A 17476-nucleotide genomic window follows, 5' to 3' on the forward strand; every position below is an offset into this window, starting at 1 on the left:
CCGTCAGCCCGCCTTGGCCTCGCCACCACTGCCGTACAGCACCCGCGCCAGGTGCTCGTACGTCACCCCGTGGTCGGCGAGGACCTCGGCCGGCACACCGGGGCGCAGGGTCAGGGCCAGCAGGATGTGCTCGTCCCCGATGTGCCGGTCCCGCTGGGCGAGGGCGACCCGCAGGGAGCGTTCCAGCACGTCCTTGGCTCCCCGGCCGAAGGAGGTACGCCCCGACCACCACCGTTTGTCCTTCCGGTCACCGGCCAGGGCGCCGACCCCATGCGCCTCCTCCACCCGGGCGACGATCTCCTCCACGTCGATCCCCAGCCCGGCGAGCGCATCGGTCTCGGCCTGCGTCAGCCCGGCCCGCCGCCGCGCCTCACGCAACGCCTCCCGCACGGACTCCCGCCGGTCACCGAGGCCGAGAGCCACGAGCGCGAAGGAGCCACGGCTGCCCTCCCGGTCGAGCAGCGCCAGCAGCAGATGCTCCGGCTCCACGACCTGCCCGCCCTCACCACCCCCGTCCACGTATTCGTACGCGCTCTTCACCACGTCGCGGGCGTCCTTCGTGAACCGCTCGAACATCAATGCCTCCCGTACTTCTTGTGCACGGCCTGCCTGCTCACACCGAGTTCGGTGGCGATCTCCTGCCACGACCAGCCCTGGTTGCGCGCGTTGCGCACCTGCACGGCTTCCAACTGCTCCAGCAGCCGGCGCAGCGCGGCGACGGCCCGCAGGCCGACCCGTGGATCACGGTCACCGGCACGCTCGGCCAGATCGGTTGCTTCGGTCATACCGTCAACCTACGTTGACACCCCGGCATGCGTCAACCATCATTGACACACGAAAACGGCCGGCCCACCCGGGACCGGCCGTCGACACACCCTCAGGAGGACTCAGGGATTCGTCAGCACGACCTTCCCGAACTGCTCACCCGAAGCCAGCCTCTCGAAGCCCTCACGCGCACGGTCCATGGGCATCACCTCGTCGATGACGGGCCGCACTCCCGTCGCGGCACAGAACGCGAGCAGATCCTCCAGTTCGTCCTTCGTGCCCATCGTGGAACCGACGACCTTGAGTTCGAGGAAGAAGATCCGGGTCAGCTCCGCGTGCGAGGGCCGGTCGCCACTGGTGGCACCGGAGATGACCAGCGTGCCGCCGGGCTTCAGCGACTTCACCGAGTGCGACCACGTGGCAGCCCCGACGGTCTCGATCACCGCGTCGACCCGCTGAGGCAACCGCGCCCCGGACTCCAGGGCCTCCACGGCCCCCAGCTCCAGGGCACGCTTCCGCTTGGCCTCGTCCCGGCTGGTGGCGAAGACCCGCAGGCCGGCGGCCTTGCCCAGCACGATGGCGGCGGTGGCGACACCACCGCCGGCGCCCTGCACCAGCACGGAGTCACCGGGCCGGACCCCCGCGTTGGTGAACAGCATCCGGTACGCCGTCAGCCACGCCGTGGGCAGACAGGCGGCCTCCTCGAAGGAGAGCTCCTTCGGCTTGGGCAGGATGTTCCAGGTCGGCACGGCAACCTGCTCGGCGAAGGTGCCCTGGTAGCGCTCGGTGAGGATGGAGCGGGGTTCCTTCGGGCCGACCCCGTGCCCGCTCTGTCCGATCACGGAGTGCAGGACGACCTCGTTGCCGTCCTCGTCGACACCGGCGGCATCACAGCCGAGGATCATCGGCAGCTTGTCCTCTGCGAGGCCCACGCCACGCAGGGACCAGAGGTCGTGGTGGTTGAGGGAGGCGGCCTTGACCGTGACGGTACTCCAGCCGGGACGGGCCTCGGGAGCCGGACGCTCTCCCAACTCCAGTCCGGAGAGCGGCTGGTCGCGGTCGATTCGGGCGGCGTAGACAGCGAACATGGCCTTGACGATAGGTTCCTCGGGGGGCTGAAGGAACCATCCGGCCCTGTGAGACACGCCCTCTTGCCAGGTGGGCGGGGCGATGTAGCTGCGCACCCGCGTACGGCGAGAAGGGGACGTGTCGGGGGGTGTCCGCCCGCAGCGGTTGGCGCGTCAACGCCAGTCAGCCGGCGTGAGACCCCATCGCGCCGTTCCGAGGACGGACACCCCCCGGCGCGGCCCCGACCCACACCCCGGCGGAAGGCGAAGACCTGCACCCCGCCACCGCCGCACCACCCGAACAGCCCACCCCAAAGCAAAGAAATGGCCCCGCCCGATCCCGGGCGGGGCCACATCACACGAACACCGGCGTCACGTCAGCGCCGGGCCACACCCTCGGCCCGAGCCGCAGCCGCCACCGCGGCCGTGACCGCCGGAGCGACCCGCTCGTCGAACGGCGACGGGATGACGTAGTCGGCGGCGAGATCCTCCCCGACCACAGCGGCCAGCGCCTCCGCGGCGGCCAGCTTCATCCCCTCGGTGATCCGGGAGGCCCGCACCTGCAGCGCCCCCGCGAAGATCCCCGGGAACGCCAGCACGTTGTTGATCTGGTTCGGGAAGTCCGACCGTCCGGTCGCGACGACCGCCGCGTACTTGTGCGCGACCTCGGGGTGCACCTCGGGGTTCGGGTTCGCCATGGCGAAGACGAACGCGCCCTTGGCCATCGTCGCCACCGCGGACTCCGCGACCGTGCCACCGGAGACGCCGATGAACACGTCGGCACCCTCCAGCGCCGCCTCAAGCGACCCGGTGATCCCGGCCTTGTTCGTGAACCCGGCCAGTTCCTGCTTCACCGGCGTGAGGTCGTCCCGGTCCGCCGACACGACACCCTTGCGGTCGGCCACCGCGACATCCCCGATCCCGGCCTCGACCAGCATCTTCGCGATGGCGACACCGGCCGCACCGGCGCCGGAGATGACGGCCCGCAGCTCACCCAGCGCCCGCCCGCTCAGCCGCGCGGCGTTCCGCAGGGCCGCCAGCGTCACCACGGCCGTGCCGTGCTGGTCGTCGTGGAAGACCGGAATGTCAAGCCGCTCCTGCAGCTTCCGCTCGACCTCGAAGCACCGGGGTGCCGAGATGTCCTCCAGGTTGACTCCGCCGAACGACGGCGCCAGCCGCACCACGGTCTCGACGATCTCGTCGACGTCCGTGCAGTTGAGGGCGATCGGAACCGCGTCCACGCCACCGAACTGCTTGAACAGAATCGCCTTGCCCTCCATCACCGGGAGGGAGGCCTCGGGCCCGATGTCACCGAGCCCCAGCACGGCCGTACCGTCCGTCACGACGGCGACGACCGATGACTTCCACGTGTAGTCGTGCACGAGCTCCGGCTGCTCCGCGATCGCGCTGCACACCTTCGCGACGCCGGGCGTGTACGCCAGGGACAGGTCGTCCTTGTCACGGACCGGCACGGTGGCCTGCACAGCCATCTTGCCGCCGCGGTGCAACGCGAACGCCGGGTCGAAGGAGTCGAGGGGCTCCGCACCGCCCTCGTGATCCGTATCGCCGGTCTTGCTCTCGCTGCGAGGATTGACGATCTCCGCTGCCACTTCGTTTTACCCCTTAAATCTTCATTGTTTTGAGGGTGGCCACTCCTGGTGAGGGGTGGGCGGGCACCGCGCCGGCCCATGTCGTGCTTGTACGTGTATACGTACGGGCGCGTACGCGACGGGCGCGCCGCACACGCGCCCTGAGCCCCGGATGAGGGGTGTAAAGACCCTTCTTACCGGACGGATGGCATCGACGACGAGTCCATAACGCGAAGGTCACATGACAGCGCCCTGACTCTTCGTCCAAAATCGGGACAAGCCCTGGACAAACCAGCCACAACCACTCAACCATCAGCGAAGCTCGCATGCCCCGTCTTGAAATCCCGGGATACGCCGAAGTTCTTCCGGCCGGAAGGGGTGATTCCTATAGAAGGTCCGGCCGTGATGTACCGGGGTGGCGCGGTTCGGGGGTCGCCCGTTATCCGATTTTGACATGGCTGGCCCCCAGAATCGCGCAGTCCGAATGGCAAGATGCCGTAATCACACGAGGTCGCGACACTCGAAGAGGTGTGCTCTCGTCGACCCACGGCACTGCCGAAACCTTCGGCGTGCCACGGCGTTGCCGAACCCATCGGCAGCCGCCCGCCCCATCGGCAACTCCACCCATCCGCCGGAGGAACCCACCATGACCGCAAGCTCCACCCGTCGTACGACCGCCGCGCACTCCCGGCTAGCAGCGGTCGGTGCGATCGCGGTCGCAGGCGCGCTGATGCTCACCGGCTGCGGTGACCAGACCAAGGACACCGGTTCGAGCGACACGGCGGCCTCGGCCCCGCTCGCCGACAAGCTGCCCCAGGCCATCCGTGACAAGGGCGTCATCAAGGTCGGCTCCGACATCGCCTACGCCCCGGTCGAGTTCAAGGACAGCGCGGGCAAGGTCGTCGGTATCGACCCGGACCTCGCCGCCGCCATGGGCAAGCAGCTCGGGGTCGACTTCCAGTTCGAGAACGGCACGTTCGACACGCTGATCACGGGCCTGCGCTCCAAGCGGTACGACATCGCGATGTCCGCGATGACCGACACCAAGGACCGCCAGGAGGGCATCGACTCCGACACCGGCAAGAAGGTCGGCGAGGGCGTCGACTTCGTGGACTACTTCACCGCCGGTGTCTCGATCTACACCAAGAAGGGCGACGACCAGGGCATCAAGACCTGGTCCGACCTGTGCGGGAAGAAGATCGTGCTCCAGCGCGGCACGGTCTCCGAGGACCTCGCCAAGGCGGAGTCGAAGAAGTGCCCGGCTGGCAAGAAGATCGCCATCGAGCCCTTCGACAACGACCAGCAGGCCCAGACCCGCCTGCGCGCGGGCGGTGCCGACGCCGGCTCGTCCGACTTCCCGGTCGCCGCGTACGCGGTGAAGACCTCCGGTGGCGGCAAGGACTTCCAGCTGGTCGGCGAGCAGGTCGAGGCCGCCCCGTACGGCATCGCGGTCGCCAAGAACCAGACCGAGCTGCGGGACGCCCTCAAGGCCGCCCTCGACGCCGTCATCAAGAACGGCGAGTACGAGAAGATCATGAAGAAGTGGGGCGTCACGGACGGCTCCATCGACGCAGCCACCATCAACGGCGGCAAGTGACCGCAGGTCAGCGGCACTGAAAGGCAACACCCGTGACTGTTGACATCGACAAGACGCCGGCTGACACGCCCCCGGCCGGACCGGAAGCCATCAAGGCCATCCCGGTCCGGCACTACGGGCGGTACATCTCCGCCGTCGTCGCGCTCGCCCTGCTGGGCGGCATCGTCTACGCGTTCTCCCAGGGCAAGATCAACTGGGACGCGATCCCGGACTACTTCTTCGACGACCGCATCCTGGACGGCGTCGGCAAGACGCTTCTGCTGACCGTGCTGTCCATGGCGATCGGCATCATCGGCGGCGTCCTGCTCGCCGTGATGCGCCTGTCGAAGAACCCGGTGACCTCGTCGATCGCGTGGTTCTACATCTGGTTCTTCCGCGGCACCCCGGTCCTGGTGCAGCTGATCGTCTGGTTCAACCTGGGCCTGGTCTTCGAGTACATCAACCTCGGACCGTTCTACAAGGACGAGTGGTCGGACTTCATGACCCCGTTCCTGACGGCGCTGCTGGGGCTGGGTCTGAACGAGGCCGCGTACATGGCGGAGATCTGCCGGGCCGGTCTGCTCTCGGTCGACGAGGGCCAGACCGAGGCGTCGCACGCGCTGGGCATGAGCCACGCCAAGACGCTGCGCCGGATCGTCATCCCGCAGGCGATGCGCGTGATCGTGCCGCCGACGGGCAACGAGGTCATCAACATGCTGAAGACGACCTCGCTGGTCTCGGTCGTCCAGTACCCCGAGTTGCTGCGAGCGGCTCAGGACATCGGCCAGACCTCCGGTGCCCCCGCCGAGATGCTGTTCCTGGCAGCGGCCTGGTACCTGCTGCTGACCTCGGTCTTCAGCATCGGCCAGTACTACCTGGAGCGGTACTACGCGCGTGGTTCGAGCCGGTCGCTCCCGGCCACGCCGTTCCAGAAGATCAAGGCGAACGTGCTGTCCCTGTCCAACCGCTCGGCGTCGACGGGAGGCACCGCATGACCGCCATGGTCAAGGCCGAGGGCGTTCACAAGTCCTTCGGTCCCGTAGAGGTCCTCAAGGGCATCGACCTGGAGGTGAAGTCCGGCGAGGTGTTCTGCCTCATCGGCCCCTCCGGCTCCGGCAAGTCGACCTTCCTGAGGTGCATCAACCACCTGGAGAAGATCAACGCCGGCCGCCTGTACGTGGACGGTGAGCTGGTCGGCTACCGCCAGAAGGGCGACAAGCTCTACGAGCTGAAGGACAGCGAGGTCGCGGTCAAGCGCCGGGACATCGGCATGGTCTTCCAGCGCTTCAACCTGTTCCCGCACATGACGGCCGTGGAGAACGTCATGGAGGCGCCGGTCCAGGTCAAGGGCGTGAGCAGGAGCCAGGCCCGCACGCGCGCCCAGGAGCTCCTGGACCGGGTGGGACTGGCCGACAAGGCGGGCAACTACCCCTCGCAGCTCTCCGGCGGCCAGCAGCAGCGCGTCGCCATCGCCCGGGCGCTCGCCATGGACCCGAAGCTGATGCTGTTCGACGAGCCGACCTCGGCGCTCGACCCGGAGCTGGTGGGTGACGTCCTGGACGTCATGCGCGACCTGGCCGAGTCCGGCATGACGATGATCGTCGTCACGCACGAGATGGGCTTCGCCCGCGAGGTGGGCGACAGCCTGGTCTTCATGGACGGCGGCGTGGTGGTCGAATCCGGCCACCCGCGCGAGGTGCTCACGAACCCGCAGCACGAGCGGACGAAGTCGTTCCTGTCCAAGGTGCTCTGACGGTACGCACGGCGAGGGGGCGGTACGGAACTCCGTACCGCCCCCTTCGCCTGTCTGTGCCCGCGCTACTTCATGGCGAGCAGCAGGGTGTCCGAGGGCGAGCACCACACTGGCCTGGCCTCGCCGAAGCCCTTCTCGCGCAGCACGCGCGCGTGCCACTGGACCGACGGCATGTCGCCGTCGGCGTGGTCGCCGTAGATCTCGTAGCGCCGGGCCGTGGGTCCGGCGAGGACCGGGTCCTTGGCGGCGAGCTGCCACCACTCCGTCCAGCCGAGGACCCCGGGTTCCCTGGCCTGTTCCATGCGGGCGTGGCGCTGCGCCCGCTCGGCCGCGTTGATCCGCGGCGTCGACTCGTCGATCATGTGGTCCGCGTTCATGAAGACGCCGCCGGTGCGGACGAGTCCCGCGACCCGGCCGTAGAGGTCCGCGAGGGGTTCCCGGTGCAGCCAGTGCAGGGCCGTCGCAGTCAGGACGGCGTCGTACGAGTCGTACGGCAGCTTCTCCGGCCAGTCGGGGTCCTTGAGGTCGGCGGTGACGAGACCGACCCGGTCGTCGCCCGCGAAGGTGCCCTCGGCGATGGCGAGGAGCGCCGGGTCGAGGTCGACGCCGGTGCTGGTGGCGTCGGGGAAGCGGGCCAGCAGCCGGGCCGTGATGGTGCCCGTGCCGCAGGCGAGGTCGAGGACGCGCGGGGCGGTGCCCACGGTGGCCTCGACCATGTCGAGCATGATCCGGAACCGCTCCTCGCGGTCGGGCAGGTACCACTCCTGCTGCCGGTCCCAGCTCTCCTGCCAGGCCTGCCAGTCGGTGGTGGTCGCCGTGATGTCCGCGTCCGTCATCGAGCCCCTCCCTCGTAATACCCTGGAAGCACCATCAGCTGTTACAAGTGCACGCTCACGACCCTAAAGCCCCTCCGTAAGGACTACAAGTGGAACTGGCCTATTACTCGGACTACGCCGTGCGCCTCGTCAACACCGAGGAACCGGCCCGGGGCAAGGACGCCCTGACGTCGGTCGAGGCCGTCCGCGATCTGTTCGGGCCCAGCCAGTCGGCGGCCCGCCGGGCCACCGACGCGGACGTGACCCGCTTCCGCTCGGTCCGGGCCCGGCTGCGATCGGTGTTCGAGGCTGCCGACGCGGGCGAGGAGAGGCTGGCCGTCGACCTGCTGAACTCGCTGCTGCTGGAGTTCCCGGTGAGCCCGCAGATCTCCGGGCACGACTTCCGCGACGACGACGGCCGCCCCCTGTGGCACATGCACCTGGCGGACCACCCGTCGAACGCCACGGCGGGCTACGCGGCGATCGCGGCGATGGGCCTGGCGTTCCACCTGACCGAGTACGGCGTGGACCGCCTCGGGCTGTGCGAGGCCGCGCCCTGCCGCAACGCCTACCTCGACACCTCCACCAACCGCTCCCGGCGCTACTGCTCCGACCGCTGCGCGACCCGGGCCAACGTGGCGGCCTACCGGGCCCGCAAACGCCTGGAGGCCGACCGGTCGGAGAGGACCGGCCTGGCGGCCGACAGCGCCCAGCCCAGCAGCGCCCAGGGCGACCTCCGGCCGGACCTGCGCGGCCGGTAGCGGAACCGGACCCGCCCCAGCACCAGGTCGTCGGGGACGACGCCGTAGTCGGTGCTGTCGCCGCCGGCGTACGCGTTGTCCCCGAGCACCCACCAGCCGCTCTCGCGCCGCTGGGCCACCCGCTTGACGACCAGCAGGTCCTGCTGGAAGGGATGCCGCAGCACGACGACGTCCCCGGGCCTGACCCGGCCCCCGTAGTGCACCAGGAGCCGGTCACCGTGGTACAGCGTGGGCACCATGGACGGCCCGGTCACCTCGGCCACCCCGAAGGGCGGGGCGGGCCTCCCCCGCTCGGACTCCTGCGACAGCTCCGGCATCACCCGGCACCTCCCCGGTTCTTCCTCCACCAGTCTCAGTCTCACCCCGGACTTTTGTCCTAAGCCCATGGGGGCACCCGCCAAAAGCCGTCCGTCACGGAGTAATGTCCCCTGTGAGAAGACGATCACGAGGAAGGAATGCTCCATGCTTTCCCGCCTGTTTGCCCCCAAGGTCAAGGTCAGTGCCCACTGCGACCTTCCCTGCGGTGTGTACGACCCCGCCCAGGCCCGCATCGAGGCGGAGTCGGTGAAGGCCGTGCAGGAGAAGATGGCCGCCAACGACGACCCGCACTTCCAGGCGCGCGCCACCGTCATCAAGGAGCAGCGCGCCGAGCTCGCCAAGCACCACGTCTCGGTGCTGTGGAGCGACTACTTCAAGCCCCCGCACTTCGAGAAGTACCCGGAGCTGCACCAGCTGGTCAACGACACCCTGAAGGCCCTCTCGGCCGCCAAGGGCTCGACCGACCCGGCCACCGGCCAGAAGGCTCTGGACTACATCGCCCAGATCGACAAGATCTTCTGGGAGACCAAGAAGGCCTGATCTCCCTCAAGGCAGTCCGGCCCGCGATGTCGCTGGTCGGGCAAGAGGGAACAGCGGAGCCCCGTACCCGGCAGCGGGTACGGGGCTTTGCTGTTCCTACTTCCCCGTTCTTCCGGTTCCCTTCTTGGCGTTGTGGCTTCGCCAGACACCGACCAGCACCACGATGACGGTGATGACGACGAGCATCACGACGCCGGTGGGCCAGAAGCCGCTGCCCCCTCCGGCTGCCAGATCGAGGTTCTCCACGCTTGCGCCCCTTCCTGTTCGCAGTTGATCAGCTCCAGTCCCATCCGCCGATCGCGGCACCTCCGACGTAGCCGCCCACCGAGTAGCCCCAGTCGACGGCTGTGGCCGTCTTTCCGACGACGTCGGCGGCCTCGTTGCCCCACCCTTCTTTGTCGAGACCGGTGGCTTGCGTCACACCAATACCGGAAGAATCAGCGGGTACCTGTAGCCGTTTGCCGGCATGTGCTCCAGGTGCTGTAGGCACTCCGTGGCGACGGCAGCCGAACCAGGGGCGCTAGTGGAACTGAGGGACGATCAGGTAGATCCCGTACGCCACCACGGCCGCGCAGGCGAGGAAGCACAGGAGGGCCTGGGTGAGGCCGAGGGCGAAGGTGCCGCCCCGCAGGGCGCGGGCGCCTTCCAGGCGGGCGAGGCCGAGGACGCCCAGGGCGAAGACGACGACCACGGCGACGGTCGCGCCGACGCTCACCGCGGCGACCTGCCCGAGTGCGGTCCAGTCCAGATGCATGTCGTTGTTCCCCGTCGCTCAGGCGGCCGCGCCGACCTTGGCCGGCGGCTCGCTGCGGATGCTGACTTCGTGTGCGTCGTTGACGTTGTGCGCGTGCACCGGGTTGCGGCGCGAGATGACCACCATGCCCGCGGCGAGGGCCGCGCCGACCAGCGCGACGACCGCCGTACCGAGGTCCCCGCCGTCCTGCACGACCGCGGCGGCCAGCCCGCCGACCAGTGCGGCGGCGGGCAGGGTGATCACCCAGGCGACGGCCATCCGGCCCGCGACGCCCCAGCGGACCTCCGCGAGCCGGCGGCCGAGCCCCGCGCCGATGATGCTGCCCGAGGCCACCTGCGTGGTGGACAGGGCGAATCCGAGGTGGGCGGAGGTCAGGATGACGGTCGTGGAGGCGGTCTCGGCGGCGAACCCCTGCGGCGACTGGATCTCGGTGAGGCCCTTGCCCATCGTGCGGATGATCCGCCAGCCCCCGAGATACGTACCGAGGCCGATGGCGAGGCCCGCCGACGCGATGACCCACAGGGGCGGCCCGGCGTCGTGGCCGAGCGCGCCGGCCGAGATCAGGGTGAGGGTGATGACGCCCATGGTCTTCTGCGCGTCGTTCGTGCCGTGGGCGAGCGAGACGAGCGAGGCGGAGGCGATCTGGCCGATGCGGAAGCCCTGGGTGACGGAGTCCTTTCGGGCCCGGTCGGTCAGCCGGTAGGCGAGGTAGGTGGCGAGCAGCGCGGCGACACCGGCCACGACCGGTGAGGCCACCGCCGGCACCAGCACCTTCTCGACGACCTTGCCGAAGTCGACGCCGTGGCTGCCCGCCCCGACCCACACGGCCCCGATGAGCCCGCCGAACAGCGCGTGCGAGGAGCTCGACGGGAGACCGACCAGCCAGGTCAGCAGATTCCACAGGATCGCGCCGACCAGCCCCGCGAAGATCATGCCCGGGGAGACGAGGGTGTCGTCAACGATGCCGCCGGAGATGGTCCTGGCGACCTCGGTGGACAGGAAGGCACCGACGACGTTGAGGACGCCGCTGATCAGGACCGCCGTACGGGGAGCGAGCGCGCCGGTGGCGATGGACGTGGCCATCGCGTTCGCCGTGTCGTGGAAACCATTGGTGAAGTCGAAGGCGAGTGCGGTGACGATGACGACCGCCACGAGGAACGTGATGTGGTCCATTCCTGAATGCAAACAAGCGCGGGCCAATGGACGGGGAACGGTACGGCAAAGGCTGGTCAAGGTTCACGCAGGTGGCGGCGGTTCGCCCCTCTACGATCGCGCCCATGAGGATCAGCTGGACGTACGCCTTCATCGACCGCCCACGGGACGCCTTCGGCCCCGCGTGCGACTTCTGGACGGCGGTCACGGACACCCGTCTGTCCCAACCGCGCGGCGAGCACGACGAGTTCGTCACCCTGCTCCCCGACGGCGCCGACGCGTGCGTGAAGGCGCAGGCCGTAGGTGCGGGCCCGGGCGGCGCGCACATCGACTTCTGCGTCGACGACGTACCGGAGTTCGCCGCCGCGGCGGTGCGGCTCGGCGCGGCTGTGGTGGCGGACTTCGGGTCGCTCGTGGTCCTGCGCTCGCCCGGCGGGCAGTTGTTCTGCGCGGACCCCTGGCGCGGGCAGTCGTCGCGCCCGGGCGTGGTGCGGGGCAGCCGGCTCGACCAGGTGTGCCTGGACGTCCCGTCCTCGGCCTACGACACGGAAGTCGGCTTCTGGAGCGCCCTGCTCGACGGCTGGGAGTCGACGCCGGGCTCCCTCCCGGAGTTTCACGTGGTCAAGCCGCCGCCGGGCCTGCCGGTCCGTCTGCTCCTGCAACGCCTCGGTGAGGAGCGTCCGGCATCCGCCCACCTCGACCTCGCCTGCGCGGACGTCGCGGCGACCCGGGCGCGGCACGAGGCGCTCGGGGCCGTCTTCGTGGCCGGCTTCTCCGGCTGGACGGTGATGCGCGACCCGGCGGGCGGCACGTACTGCCTGACGACCCGGGATCCGGTGACGGGCGGACTTCGCTAGGTGCGGCGAGAGAACGAACGGGGTGCCGCGTGCGCCCGGTGGGGCGCGAGAACGAGCGGGGTGCCGCGGCGGTCCGTCAGTGGTTCTCGGTATACGTCCCGTACGCGCAGGCCGCGGTCCCGGCGTCCTCGGGCGTCGGGCAAGGCGGCAGGTCCGGGGGCTCGTCGGGATCGGTCTGCTCCCACCCGTACGGCCCCGCGGGCTCGGCCGAGTCCTGCATCCACAGCGTCAGCCCGCCCGCGACGGCCACGGCCAACGCCCACCCGATCACCATGCCGCGCCGCACCGTGCGACGCCGCTCCCCCGGTCTGCCCATGCTTCCCACGCTAGTCGCTCAACCGCGCCGCCCGGGCCCGGAGGTAGCGCTGCTCGGGCAGGCTCAAGGTCTGCGCGGCCGCCGACTCGTAGGCGGCGCGGGCGGCTTCCGGCTCGCCCACCCGCTCCAGCAGGTGGCCGCGCACGGCGTCCAGGCGGTGCCCCTTCACCTCACCCTCCAGGGCGTCCACTTCGGCCAGGCCCGCGCGCGGGCCGTGGACCATGGCGACGGCGACCGCGCGGTTGAGGCGTTCGACCGGGCCGGGGACCAGACCGACGAGCACGTCGTACAGGCCCAGGATCTCGGCCCAGTCGGTCGACTCGGGCGAGGACGCCTCGTCGTGCACGGCGGCGATCGCGGCCCGCAGCTGGAACGGCCCGGGGCAGCCCCGGGACAGGGCCCGGGTGACCAGCGCGACGCCCTCCTCGATCGCCGCACGGTCCCAGCGGCCGCGGTCCTGCTCGTCGAGGGGGATCAGCTCGCCGCTCGGACCGCTGCGCGCGTCGCGCCGGGCGTCGGTCAGCAGCATCAGTGCGAGCAGACCGGCCACCTCGCAGTCGCCGGGCAACAGCCGGTGCACCGTGCGGGTCAGCCGTACGGCCTCGCCCGCGAGGTCGCGGCGCTGGAGCGCGGCGCCGGAGGTGGCGGTGTACCCCTCGTTGAAGATCAGGTAGAGGGTCTGCAGGACGGACGGCAGCCGCTGCTCCCAGCGGTCCGGCCGGCCGAAGCGCACACCCCGCACCTTCTGCTTGGCCCGGCTGACGCGCTGGGCCATCGTCGCTTCCGGGACCAGGCAGGCCCGCGCGATCTCCGCCGTGGTCAGACCGCCCACGGCACGCAGCGTGAGCGCGATCTGCGCGGGCGGCGACAGGTCCGGATGGCAGCACAGGAACAGCAGCGAGAGCGTGTCGTCCTCACGGGGCGCCCGCTCCCCCGGCGGCGGTGCCGTGAAGGCGTCCCGGGGCGTGAGCGCGGCCGCCCGCTCCTCGCGCTGCCGCCGGGCCTGATCACTGCGCAGGGCATCGGTGAGCCGCCGTGAGGCGACCTTGATCAGCCAGCCGCGCGGATTGCCGGGCACCCCCGCCGCGGGCCACTGCCCGGCCGCCGCGAGCATCGCCTCCTGTACGGCGTCCTCAGCGGCGTCGAAGTGCCCGTACCGTCTGACCAGCGCACCGAGGACCTGCGGCGCGTCGCGGCGCAGCAGGTCCTCGATCTCCGGTGGGTTCCTCACCCGCGTGTCCGTCGACGTCGGCCGGTGCGTCAGATGTCCCCGGAACCGTCCATGATCGGGCGGATCACAACGGGGTAGTCGGGGGCGCCGGCCGGCTGTGGGCAGCGGGCGACACGGTCGGCGATCTCCGTGACCCGCTCCAGGCTCGCGCACTCCAGGACCCAGTAGCCGGCCAGCAGCTCCTTGGTCTCGCCGTACGGGCCGTCGGTGATCACGGCCTTGCCGTCGTCGCCGAGGGTGACGTGCCGGGTCTGCGCCGGCTCGGCCAGGCCCTGCCCGTCCACGAGCTCGCCCGTCTCGGCCAGATCGTCGTTGATGGCGCCCATGTAGGCGAACATCGTCTGCAGCTCCTCCTCGCTCCAGGCCGGGGAGTGCGCCGACGCCTTGCCGCGCATCGCTTCGTAGTCCGCCTGTGTGCCCTGCACCATGACCAGGTACTTCATCAGTCCGCTCCTTCGGCTCTCACCGCCCCGGTGGGCGGCTCTTCACAGGGGACGTCGGAGCCGGGCCGCGTATCTCGACACGGGCTCAGGGATTTTTGGCGGCGGTGCCTCCGGGAGCCGGTTCGGGCGGGACCGTGGCGGGAGGGGCGGTTTCGCCGGCGGTCGTGGGGACCGGCGCGGGCCGGGTGCCTTCGGCGGTGTGGCCGCTGTCCGCGCCCTCCGCCTCGTGAGTCCCGCACCCGGGGTTGCGGCACGGGCCCGCCACCCAGCGCGGGACCCAGGTGCCCAGCGTCTTGTGACGCCGGACGACCGTTTCCACTGGCTGTCCGCAGTCGGGACAGAGATGTCCTTCGCTGCCCATGTCCTCAGAGTAGGCCGGTGGTGGGCTCAGCGCTTCCTGCTGTACGTGCGCACCAGCGCGCCGTTGCCGAACGTGCGCACCGACCCCAGGGTGAACTCGGAGATCGCGAATCCGGAGCCGAACATCGGCATGCCCGCGCCGTACACGAGCGGGTAGGTCTTGATGACGAGCTCGTCGATCTGGTCGTACAGCTCGCCGGCCACCTTCGAGCCGCCGCACAGGTAGATGCCGAGGCCGCTCTCCTCCGCCTTCAGCTCGCGGACCTTGCCGGCCAGGTCGTCCGCGATGATCTCCACGTTCGGGTCGGGCGACTCCTGGAGCGTCCTGGACGCGACGTACTCGCGCAGGTGGGCGTAGGGGCTGGTGATGCCTTCCTTCAGGGCGATGTCGTAGCTGGCCCGCCCCTGGATGATCGTGTCGAACCGCTTGTTGGGCAGGTCGTCGACGCCGAGGGCCCGGCGGGCCTGGGTGGGCAGGGTCTCCGGGTACTCCGCCTTGAGGTAGGCGAGGAACTCCTCGTCGACGAAACGGATCATCGCCGTCCCGTCGCCGCCCGGGTCACCGATGAAGCCGTCGAGGGAACAGGCGATGTAGTACGTGAGCTTTCGCAAGCCGGTCTCTTTCCGTAGTCCGTCACTGCAACAACGTCAGTTGTAGTACTTCCCTTGTAGTGGTTGCAAGGGCATTACGGCAGCGGACCGGAAGTGAGAGAGGGGACTCCGCATGGTCGGCCGCGCCGGGGAGCGGGACGGCCGTGACCACAGATGCCCGGCGGCGCACGGCGGCGCCGCTCTCGCCGTAAGGGGCCTGGGCGTGCCGGTGAGGCCTGGCCGGGCTGGTGCGGCCCGGGCGAGCCGGTGAGGCTGGGCGCGCCGGTAGACCTTGGGCGAGCCGGTGGGGCCTAGGCGGGCCGGTGAGACCTGGGCTCTCGCCACATCGGCCACATCGACGGGCCGTCCGGCAGGTCGAGGGCCGGGCCGGCCGGCTCGAAACCCAGGCGCTCGTACAGGTGGCGACTGCGGGCGTTGCTGGCCTCCAGGTAGGCGGGCAGCCCTTCGCGGTCGCAGCGGTCGAGGACGGCCTCGATGAGCGCGGTACCGAGGCCCTCGTCCTGGCGGCCGGGGGCCACACCGATCATCCACAGGTACTCGTGGGCCCGCCCGGTGGGATGGACGGCGGCCATCAGCCGTCCGATGCTCTCCACACGCTCGTTGCCCGGGTCGACGGCCTCCCGCACCTGGGCCGGCCCCTCGTCCTCCGCGTCGTCGTGGCCTTCGCCGGCGGGCATGGAGAGCCACAGCGCGCAGGCCGACCCGTCCTCGGTGACGTCTATGCGGCCGGCTGCGAGCACGATGTCGGTGAAGGCGGCCATGAGCCGGGGGTGCTTGGCGCGGCGGTCCTCCGCGTCGGGGAAGACCCAGCCGCTGACGGGGTCGTCCTGGAACGCCTCGTCCAGAAGCCGGACGATCAGCTCCCTGTCCCCTTCGCCTGCCGTCCGGATGGCCACACCCATTGCCGCGCCCCTTCGCTCGTCCCGACGGGCGTTGATCGTAGGGGGGTTGGCCCTCGCGGAGGGGTGTGGGCAGGATCTTGGCGGGATTCGGTCGAACGTTTGCCCAAACTCGACGGATGCGGGAAGGTGGCGGGCCCCGCACACCGTGGGGCAGTGCGGGACCCGCCGACCGGATGCCGACGGCCGTGCGGGGTCAGGAGCCGCACGGCCCCGGCGCTCCGGGGCTCTGGCCTTCGGTCACCCGAAGGGGCGTTGCCGGCACGGGCCGTCTTCTGCCGTTGCCGCCGGACCGCTCACTGGTGGAGCCATCCTCTGTGTGGCCCGTCAACCGCTGTGGCCCGTCAGCCGCTGTGGCTCGCCAAGCTGTTGCGGCCGGTCATCGCTGACGAGCCGTCACAGTTCGGGACGGTCATCGTTACGGTCTGTCAACTGCTGCGCCGGGTCACGAACTCGGCGAGGGCGAGCAGGCCGCCCGCCGCCTCCGGATCCGGCACCGCCCGGGCCAGCTGCTGCATCGCCCGTGCCATCCGGTCGGCCGCCTGGCCCTGTGCCCAGTCACGGCCGCCCGCGCGCTCCACGGTTCGGGCGAGGTCGTCGAGGTCCTCCTTCTCGCTGGTTCGCGCGTACAGTTCGGCGAGTTCGGCCGCCGCCGGTGTGCCGGAGGCGAAGGCCGCGACCACCGGCAGCGACTTCTTCCGGGCGGCCAGGTCGGCACCGGCGGGCTTGCCCGTGCGGCGCGGGTCACCCCATATGCCGATGACGTCGTCGATGAGCTGGAAGGCGAGCCCGGCCTCCCTGCCGAACGCGTCCAGCGCCGCCACCTCCTCCTCCGAGGCACCCGCGTACAGCCCGCCGATCGCGCACGCACCTCCGATCAGGGCACCCGTCTTCGCCTCCGCCATGGCGAGCACCTCGTCGAGCGTGACCTCGCCGGGGGCACACCGCTCCATGGCCGTGTCCGCGTGCTGGCCCGCGCACAGCTCCACCACGCAGTCCGCGAGCCGGACGGCGGCGGCCGGGGACGCCGGGTGCGGGTCCTGGGCGAGCAGCCGCAGAGCCAGCGCCTGCAAGGTGTCCCCGGCGAGGATGGCGTCGGCGTCACCGAACACCGTCCATGCGGTGGGGCGGTGGCGGCGGGTGGTGTCCCGGTCCATCACGTCGTCGTGCAGCAGCGTGAAGTTGTGCACCAGCTCCACCGCGGCGGCCGCCCGAGCCGCCCCCGCCCGCGCCTCGGGCCCGCCGAGGGCCGCCGCCGCAGCGAGGACCAGCGCGGGGCGGATCGCCTTGCCCGAGCCCCCGTCCGCCGAGGTGCCGTCGACCTGTTCCCAGCCGAAGTGGTGGAGCGCGACCCGGCGCATCGGCCCGGGCAGCGAGCCGAGCGCGGTCCGCAGCACCGGGTCGACCTCCGCCCGGGCCCGCTCCAGCAGCATGACCGCCTCGTGCCCTTCGGCCGGTTCCGGCCCGCCGTCCCGCTGTGTCCCGATGCCCCCCTGCCTTTCCTTAGCCCCCGCCGAGGGCCGGGGTTCGGCGCCGCGCTGCCCACCGCGGGCGGGCAGCGTCGTCCCCCTCCTGGACCTCGTGAGGGACTCACCCATGGGACCGCCTCGGAGAATGAGCGGACGGTGGCGCTTCCGCTGCCGCTGGGCTCGTACCCCGAGGATGTAC

The 17476-nt window shown here is 70.6% G+C and carries 22 protein-coding genes; 6 read left to right on the forward strand and 16 right to left on the reverse strand.

Annotated elements, in window-relative coordinates; translation table 11 throughout:
• Nucleotides 1-3 precede the first annotated feature (3 nt).
• The 4 genes from OO68_RS35830 to OO68_RS35845 form a co-directional block, all read right to left on the reverse strand.
• Nucleotides 4-576 carry a Clp protease N-terminal domain-containing protein gene (locus tag OO68_RS35830; RefSeq protein ID WP_033313536.1) on the reverse strand — a complete coding sequence of 191 codons (573 nt, stop codon included), beginning with the start codon at nucleotides 574-576 and terminating at the stop codon, nucleotides 4-6.
• Nucleotides 576-785 (reverse strand): HTH domain-containing protein, encoded by a 210-nt coding sequence (locus OO68_RS35835; RefSeq protein WP_003992902.1) that lies wholly within the window; start codon nucleotides 783-785, stop codon nucleotides 576-578. Before OO68_RS35835 ends, OO68_RS35830 begins: the two co-directional genes overlap by 1 nt.
• A 102-nt stretch (nucleotides 786-887) precedes the next feature.
• Nucleotides 888-1853, reverse strand: a complete 966-nt coding sequence (locus tag OO68_RS35840; protein WP_033313537.1) for a zinc-binding dehydrogenase — start codon at nucleotides 1851-1853, stop codon at nucleotides 888-890.
• A 356-nt stretch (nucleotides 1854-2209) separates the two neighbouring features.
• Nucleotides 2210-3442, reverse strand: a complete 1233-nt coding sequence (locus OO68_RS35845; RefSeq protein WP_033313538.1) for an NAD(P)-dependent malic enzyme — start codon at nucleotides 3440-3442, stop codon at nucleotides 2210-2212.
• Between the two features lie 625 nt (nucleotides 3443-4067).
• Here OO68_RS35845 and OO68_RS35850 point away from each other — a divergent pair.
• From OO68_RS35850 to OO68_RS35860, 3 genes are read left to right on the forward strand one after another with little or no spacing between them, the layout of a single operon-like run.
• On the forward strand, nucleotides 4068-5018 hold the full coding sequence (locus OO68_RS35850; RefSeq protein ID WP_033313539.1) for an ABC transporter substrate-binding protein: 951 nt from the start codon (nucleotides 4068-4070) through the stop codon (nucleotides 5016-5018).
• 32 nt (nucleotides 5019-5050) lie between these two features.
• Nucleotides 5051-5992: an amino acid ABC transporter permease gene (locus OO68_RS35855; protein WP_033313540.1), complete on the forward strand. Its 942-nt coding sequence runs from the start codon at nucleotides 5051-5053 to the stop codon at nucleotides 5990-5992.
• On the forward strand, nucleotides 5989-6750 hold the full coding sequence (locus tag OO68_RS35860; RefSeq protein WP_033313541.1) for an amino acid ABC transporter ATP-binding protein: 762 nt from the start codon (nucleotides 5989-5991) through the stop codon (nucleotides 6748-6750). Before OO68_RS35855 ends, OO68_RS35860 begins: the two co-directional genes overlap by 4 nt.
• A gap of 65 nt (nucleotides 6751-6815) precedes the next feature.
• Here OO68_RS35860 and OO68_RS35865 read toward each other — a convergent pair whose 3' ends face one another.
• Entirely contained in the window at nucleotides 6816-7586 is a 771-nt protein-coding gene (locus OO68_RS35865; protein WP_033313542.1) for a class I SAM-dependent methyltransferase, read from the reverse strand.
• Between the two features lie 89 nt (nucleotides 7587-7675).
• On the opposite strand from OO68_RS35865, the gene OO68_RS35870 reads away from it, so the two are divergent.
• Nucleotides 7676-8326 (forward strand): CGNR zinc finger domain-containing protein, encoded by a 651-nt coding sequence (locus OO68_RS35870; protein ID WP_033313543.1) that lies wholly within the window; start codon nucleotides 7676-7678, stop codon nucleotides 8324-8326.
• On the opposite strand, the gene sodX is transcribed toward OO68_RS35870, so the two are convergent.
• The gene (gene sodX, locus OO68_RS44730) at nucleotides 8209-8643 is read right to left on the reverse strand and encodes a nickel-type superoxide dismutase maturation protease (protein WP_102912064.1); all 435 of its coding nucleotides are present in this window, start codon (nucleotides 8641-8643) and stop codon (nucleotides 8209-8211) included. The genes OO68_RS35870 and sodX overlap by 118 nt on opposite strands.
• 145 nt (nucleotides 8644-8788) lie before the next feature.
• Here sodX and sodN point away from each other — a divergent pair, with 145 nt between their 5' ends.
• A complete protein-coding gene (gene sodN / locus OO68_RS35875) occupies nucleotides 8789-9184 on the forward strand; it encodes a superoxide dismutase, Ni (protein ID WP_031140564.1) in 396 nt (131 codons plus the stop codon).
• A 96-nt stretch (nucleotides 9185-9280) separates the two neighbouring features.
• Here the strand turns inward: sodN and OO68_RS46470 are convergent, their stop codons facing one another.
• From OO68_RS46470 to OO68_RS35885, 4 genes are all read right to left on the reverse strand, one after another.
• Nucleotides 9281-9430, reverse strand: a complete 150-nt coding sequence (locus OO68_RS46470) for a hypothetical protein (RefSeq protein ID WP_157852791.1) — start codon at nucleotides 9428-9430, stop codon at nucleotides 9281-9283.
• A 28-nt stretch (nucleotides 9431-9458) separates the two neighbouring features.
• The gene (locus OO68_RS46475; protein ID WP_157852792.1) at nucleotides 9459-9605 is read right to left on the reverse strand and encodes a hypothetical protein; all 147 of its coding nucleotides are present in this window, start codon (nucleotides 9603-9605) and stop codon (nucleotides 9459-9461) included.
• Between the two features lie 99 nt (nucleotides 9606-9704).
• Nucleotides 9705-9938, reverse strand: a complete 234-nt coding sequence (locus OO68_RS35880; protein WP_033313544.1) for a hypothetical protein — start codon at nucleotides 9936-9938, stop codon at nucleotides 9705-9707.
• A gap of 18 nt (nucleotides 9939-9956) precedes the next feature.
• Nucleotides 9957-11111, reverse strand: a complete 1155-nt coding sequence (locus OO68_RS35885) for an inorganic phosphate transporter (protein WP_033313545.1) — start codon at nucleotides 11109-11111, stop codon at nucleotides 9957-9959.
• Between the two features lie 104 nt (nucleotides 11112-11215).
• Between OO68_RS35885 and OO68_RS35890 the strand changes: the two genes are divergently transcribed.
• The gene (locus tag OO68_RS35890; protein ID WP_033313546.1) at nucleotides 11216-11947 is read left to right on the forward strand and encodes a VOC family protein; all 732 of its coding nucleotides are present in this window, start codon (nucleotides 11216-11218) and stop codon (nucleotides 11945-11947) included.
• A 76-nt stretch (nucleotides 11948-12023) separates the two neighbouring features.
• Here the strand turns inward: OO68_RS35890 and OO68_RS35895 are convergent, their stop codons facing one another.
• The 6 genes from OO68_RS35895 to OO68_RS35925 form a co-directional block, all read right to left on the reverse strand.
• Nucleotides 12024-12263 (reverse strand): hypothetical protein, encoded by a 240-nt coding sequence (locus OO68_RS35895; protein ID WP_033313575.1) that lies wholly within the window; start codon nucleotides 12261-12263, stop codon nucleotides 12024-12026.
• Nucleotides 12264-12273: 10 nt separating this feature from the next.
• The gene (locus OO68_RS35900) at nucleotides 12274-13494 is read right to left on the reverse strand and encodes an RNA polymerase sigma factor (protein ID WP_033313547.1); all 1221 of its coding nucleotides are present in this window, start codon (nucleotides 13492-13494) and stop codon (nucleotides 12274-12276) included.
• A gap of 29 nt (nucleotides 13495-13523) precedes the next feature.
• Nucleotides 13524-13937 carry a YciI family protein gene (locus OO68_RS35905; protein WP_033313548.1) on the reverse strand — a complete coding sequence of 138 codons (414 nt, stop codon included), beginning with the start codon at nucleotides 13935-13937 and terminating at the stop codon, nucleotides 13524-13526.
• Nucleotides 13938-14324: 387 nt separating this feature from the next.
• Nucleotides 14325-14909, reverse strand: a complete 585-nt coding sequence (locus tag OO68_RS35915) for a dihydrofolate reductase family protein (RefSeq protein WP_033313550.1) — start codon at nucleotides 14907-14909, stop codon at nucleotides 14325-14327.
• Between the two features lie 290 nt (nucleotides 14910-15199).
• Nucleotides 15200-15811 carry a GNAT family N-acetyltransferase gene (locus OO68_RS35920; RefSeq protein WP_033313551.1) on the reverse strand — a complete coding sequence of 204 codons (612 nt, stop codon included), beginning with the start codon at nucleotides 15809-15811 and terminating at the stop codon, nucleotides 15200-15202.
• Between the two features lie 425 nt (nucleotides 15812-16236).
• Nucleotides 16237-17406: a family 2 encapsulin nanocompartment cargo protein polyprenyl transferase gene (locus OO68_RS35925; protein WP_033313552.1), complete on the reverse strand. Its 1170-nt coding sequence runs from the start codon at nucleotides 17404-17406 to the stop codon at nucleotides 16237-16239.
• Nucleotides 17407-17476 lie beyond the last annotated feature (70 nt).

The organism is Streptomyces iakyrus (assembly GCF_000717055.1).
Taxonomy (GTDB): domain Bacteria; phylum Actinomycetota; class Actinomycetes; order Streptomycetales; family Streptomycetaceae; genus Streptomyces; species Streptomyces iakyrus.

Bases quoted from the DNA above. Each gene is read 5' to 3' on its own strand.
- OO68_RS35830 (WP_033313536.1), bottom strand. From the start codon at position 576: ATGTTCGAGCGGTTCACGAAGGACGCCCGCGACGTGGTGAAGAGCGCG.
- OO68_RS35835 (WP_003992902.1), bottom strand. From the start codon at position 785: ATGACCGAAGCAACCGATCTGGCCGAGCGTGCCGGTGACCGTGATCCA.
- OO68_RS35840 (WP_033313537.1), bottom strand. From the start codon at position 1,853: ATGTTCGCTGTCTACGCCGCCCGAATCGACCGCGACCAGCCGCTCTCC.
- OO68_RS35850 (WP_033313539.1), top strand. From the start codon at position 4,068: ATGACCGCAAGCTCCACCCGTCGTACGACCGCCGCGCACTCCCGGCTA.
- OO68_RS35860 (WP_033313541.1), top strand. From the start codon at position 5,989: ATGACCGCCATGGTCAAGGCCGAGGGCGTTCACAAGTCCTTCGGTCCC.
- OO68_RS35865 (WP_033313542.1), bottom strand. From the start codon at position 7,586: ATGACGGACGCGGACATCACGGCGACCACCACCGACTGGCAGGCCTGG.
- sodX (WP_102912064.1), bottom strand. From the start codon at position 8,643: ATGCCGGAGCTGTCGCAGGAGTCCGAGCGGGGGAGGCCCGCCCCGCCC.
- sodN (WP_031140564.1), top strand. From the start codon at position 8,789: ATGCTTTCCCGCCTGTTTGCCCCCAAGGTCAAGGTCAGTGCCCACTGC.
- OO68_RS35880 (WP_033313544.1), bottom strand. From the start codon at position 9,938: ATGCATCTGGACTGGACCGCACTCGGGCAGGTCGCCGCGGTGAGCGTC.
- OO68_RS35885 (WP_033313545.1), bottom strand. From the start codon at position 11,111: ATGGACCACATCACGTTCCTCGTGGCGGTCGTCATCGTCACCGCACTC.
- OO68_RS35890 (WP_033313546.1), top strand. From the start codon at position 11,216: ATGAGGATCAGCTGGACGTACGCCTTCATCGACCGCCCACGGGACGCC.
- OO68_RS35895 (WP_033313575.1), bottom strand. From the start codon at position 12,263: ATGGGCAGACCGGGGGAGCGGCGTCGCACGGTGCGGCGCGGCATGGTG.
- OO68_RS35905 (WP_033313548.1), bottom strand. From the start codon at position 13,937: ATGAAGTACCTGGTCATGGTGCAGGGCACACAGGCGGACTACGAAGCG.
- OO68_RS35920 (WP_033313551.1), bottom strand. From the start codon at position 15,811: ATGGGTGTGGCCATCCGGACGGCAGGCGAAGGGGACAGGGAGCTGATC.
- OO68_RS35925 (WP_033313552.1), bottom strand. From the start codon at position 17,406: ATGGGTGAGTCCCTCACGAGGTCCAGGAGGGGGACGACGCTGCCCGCC.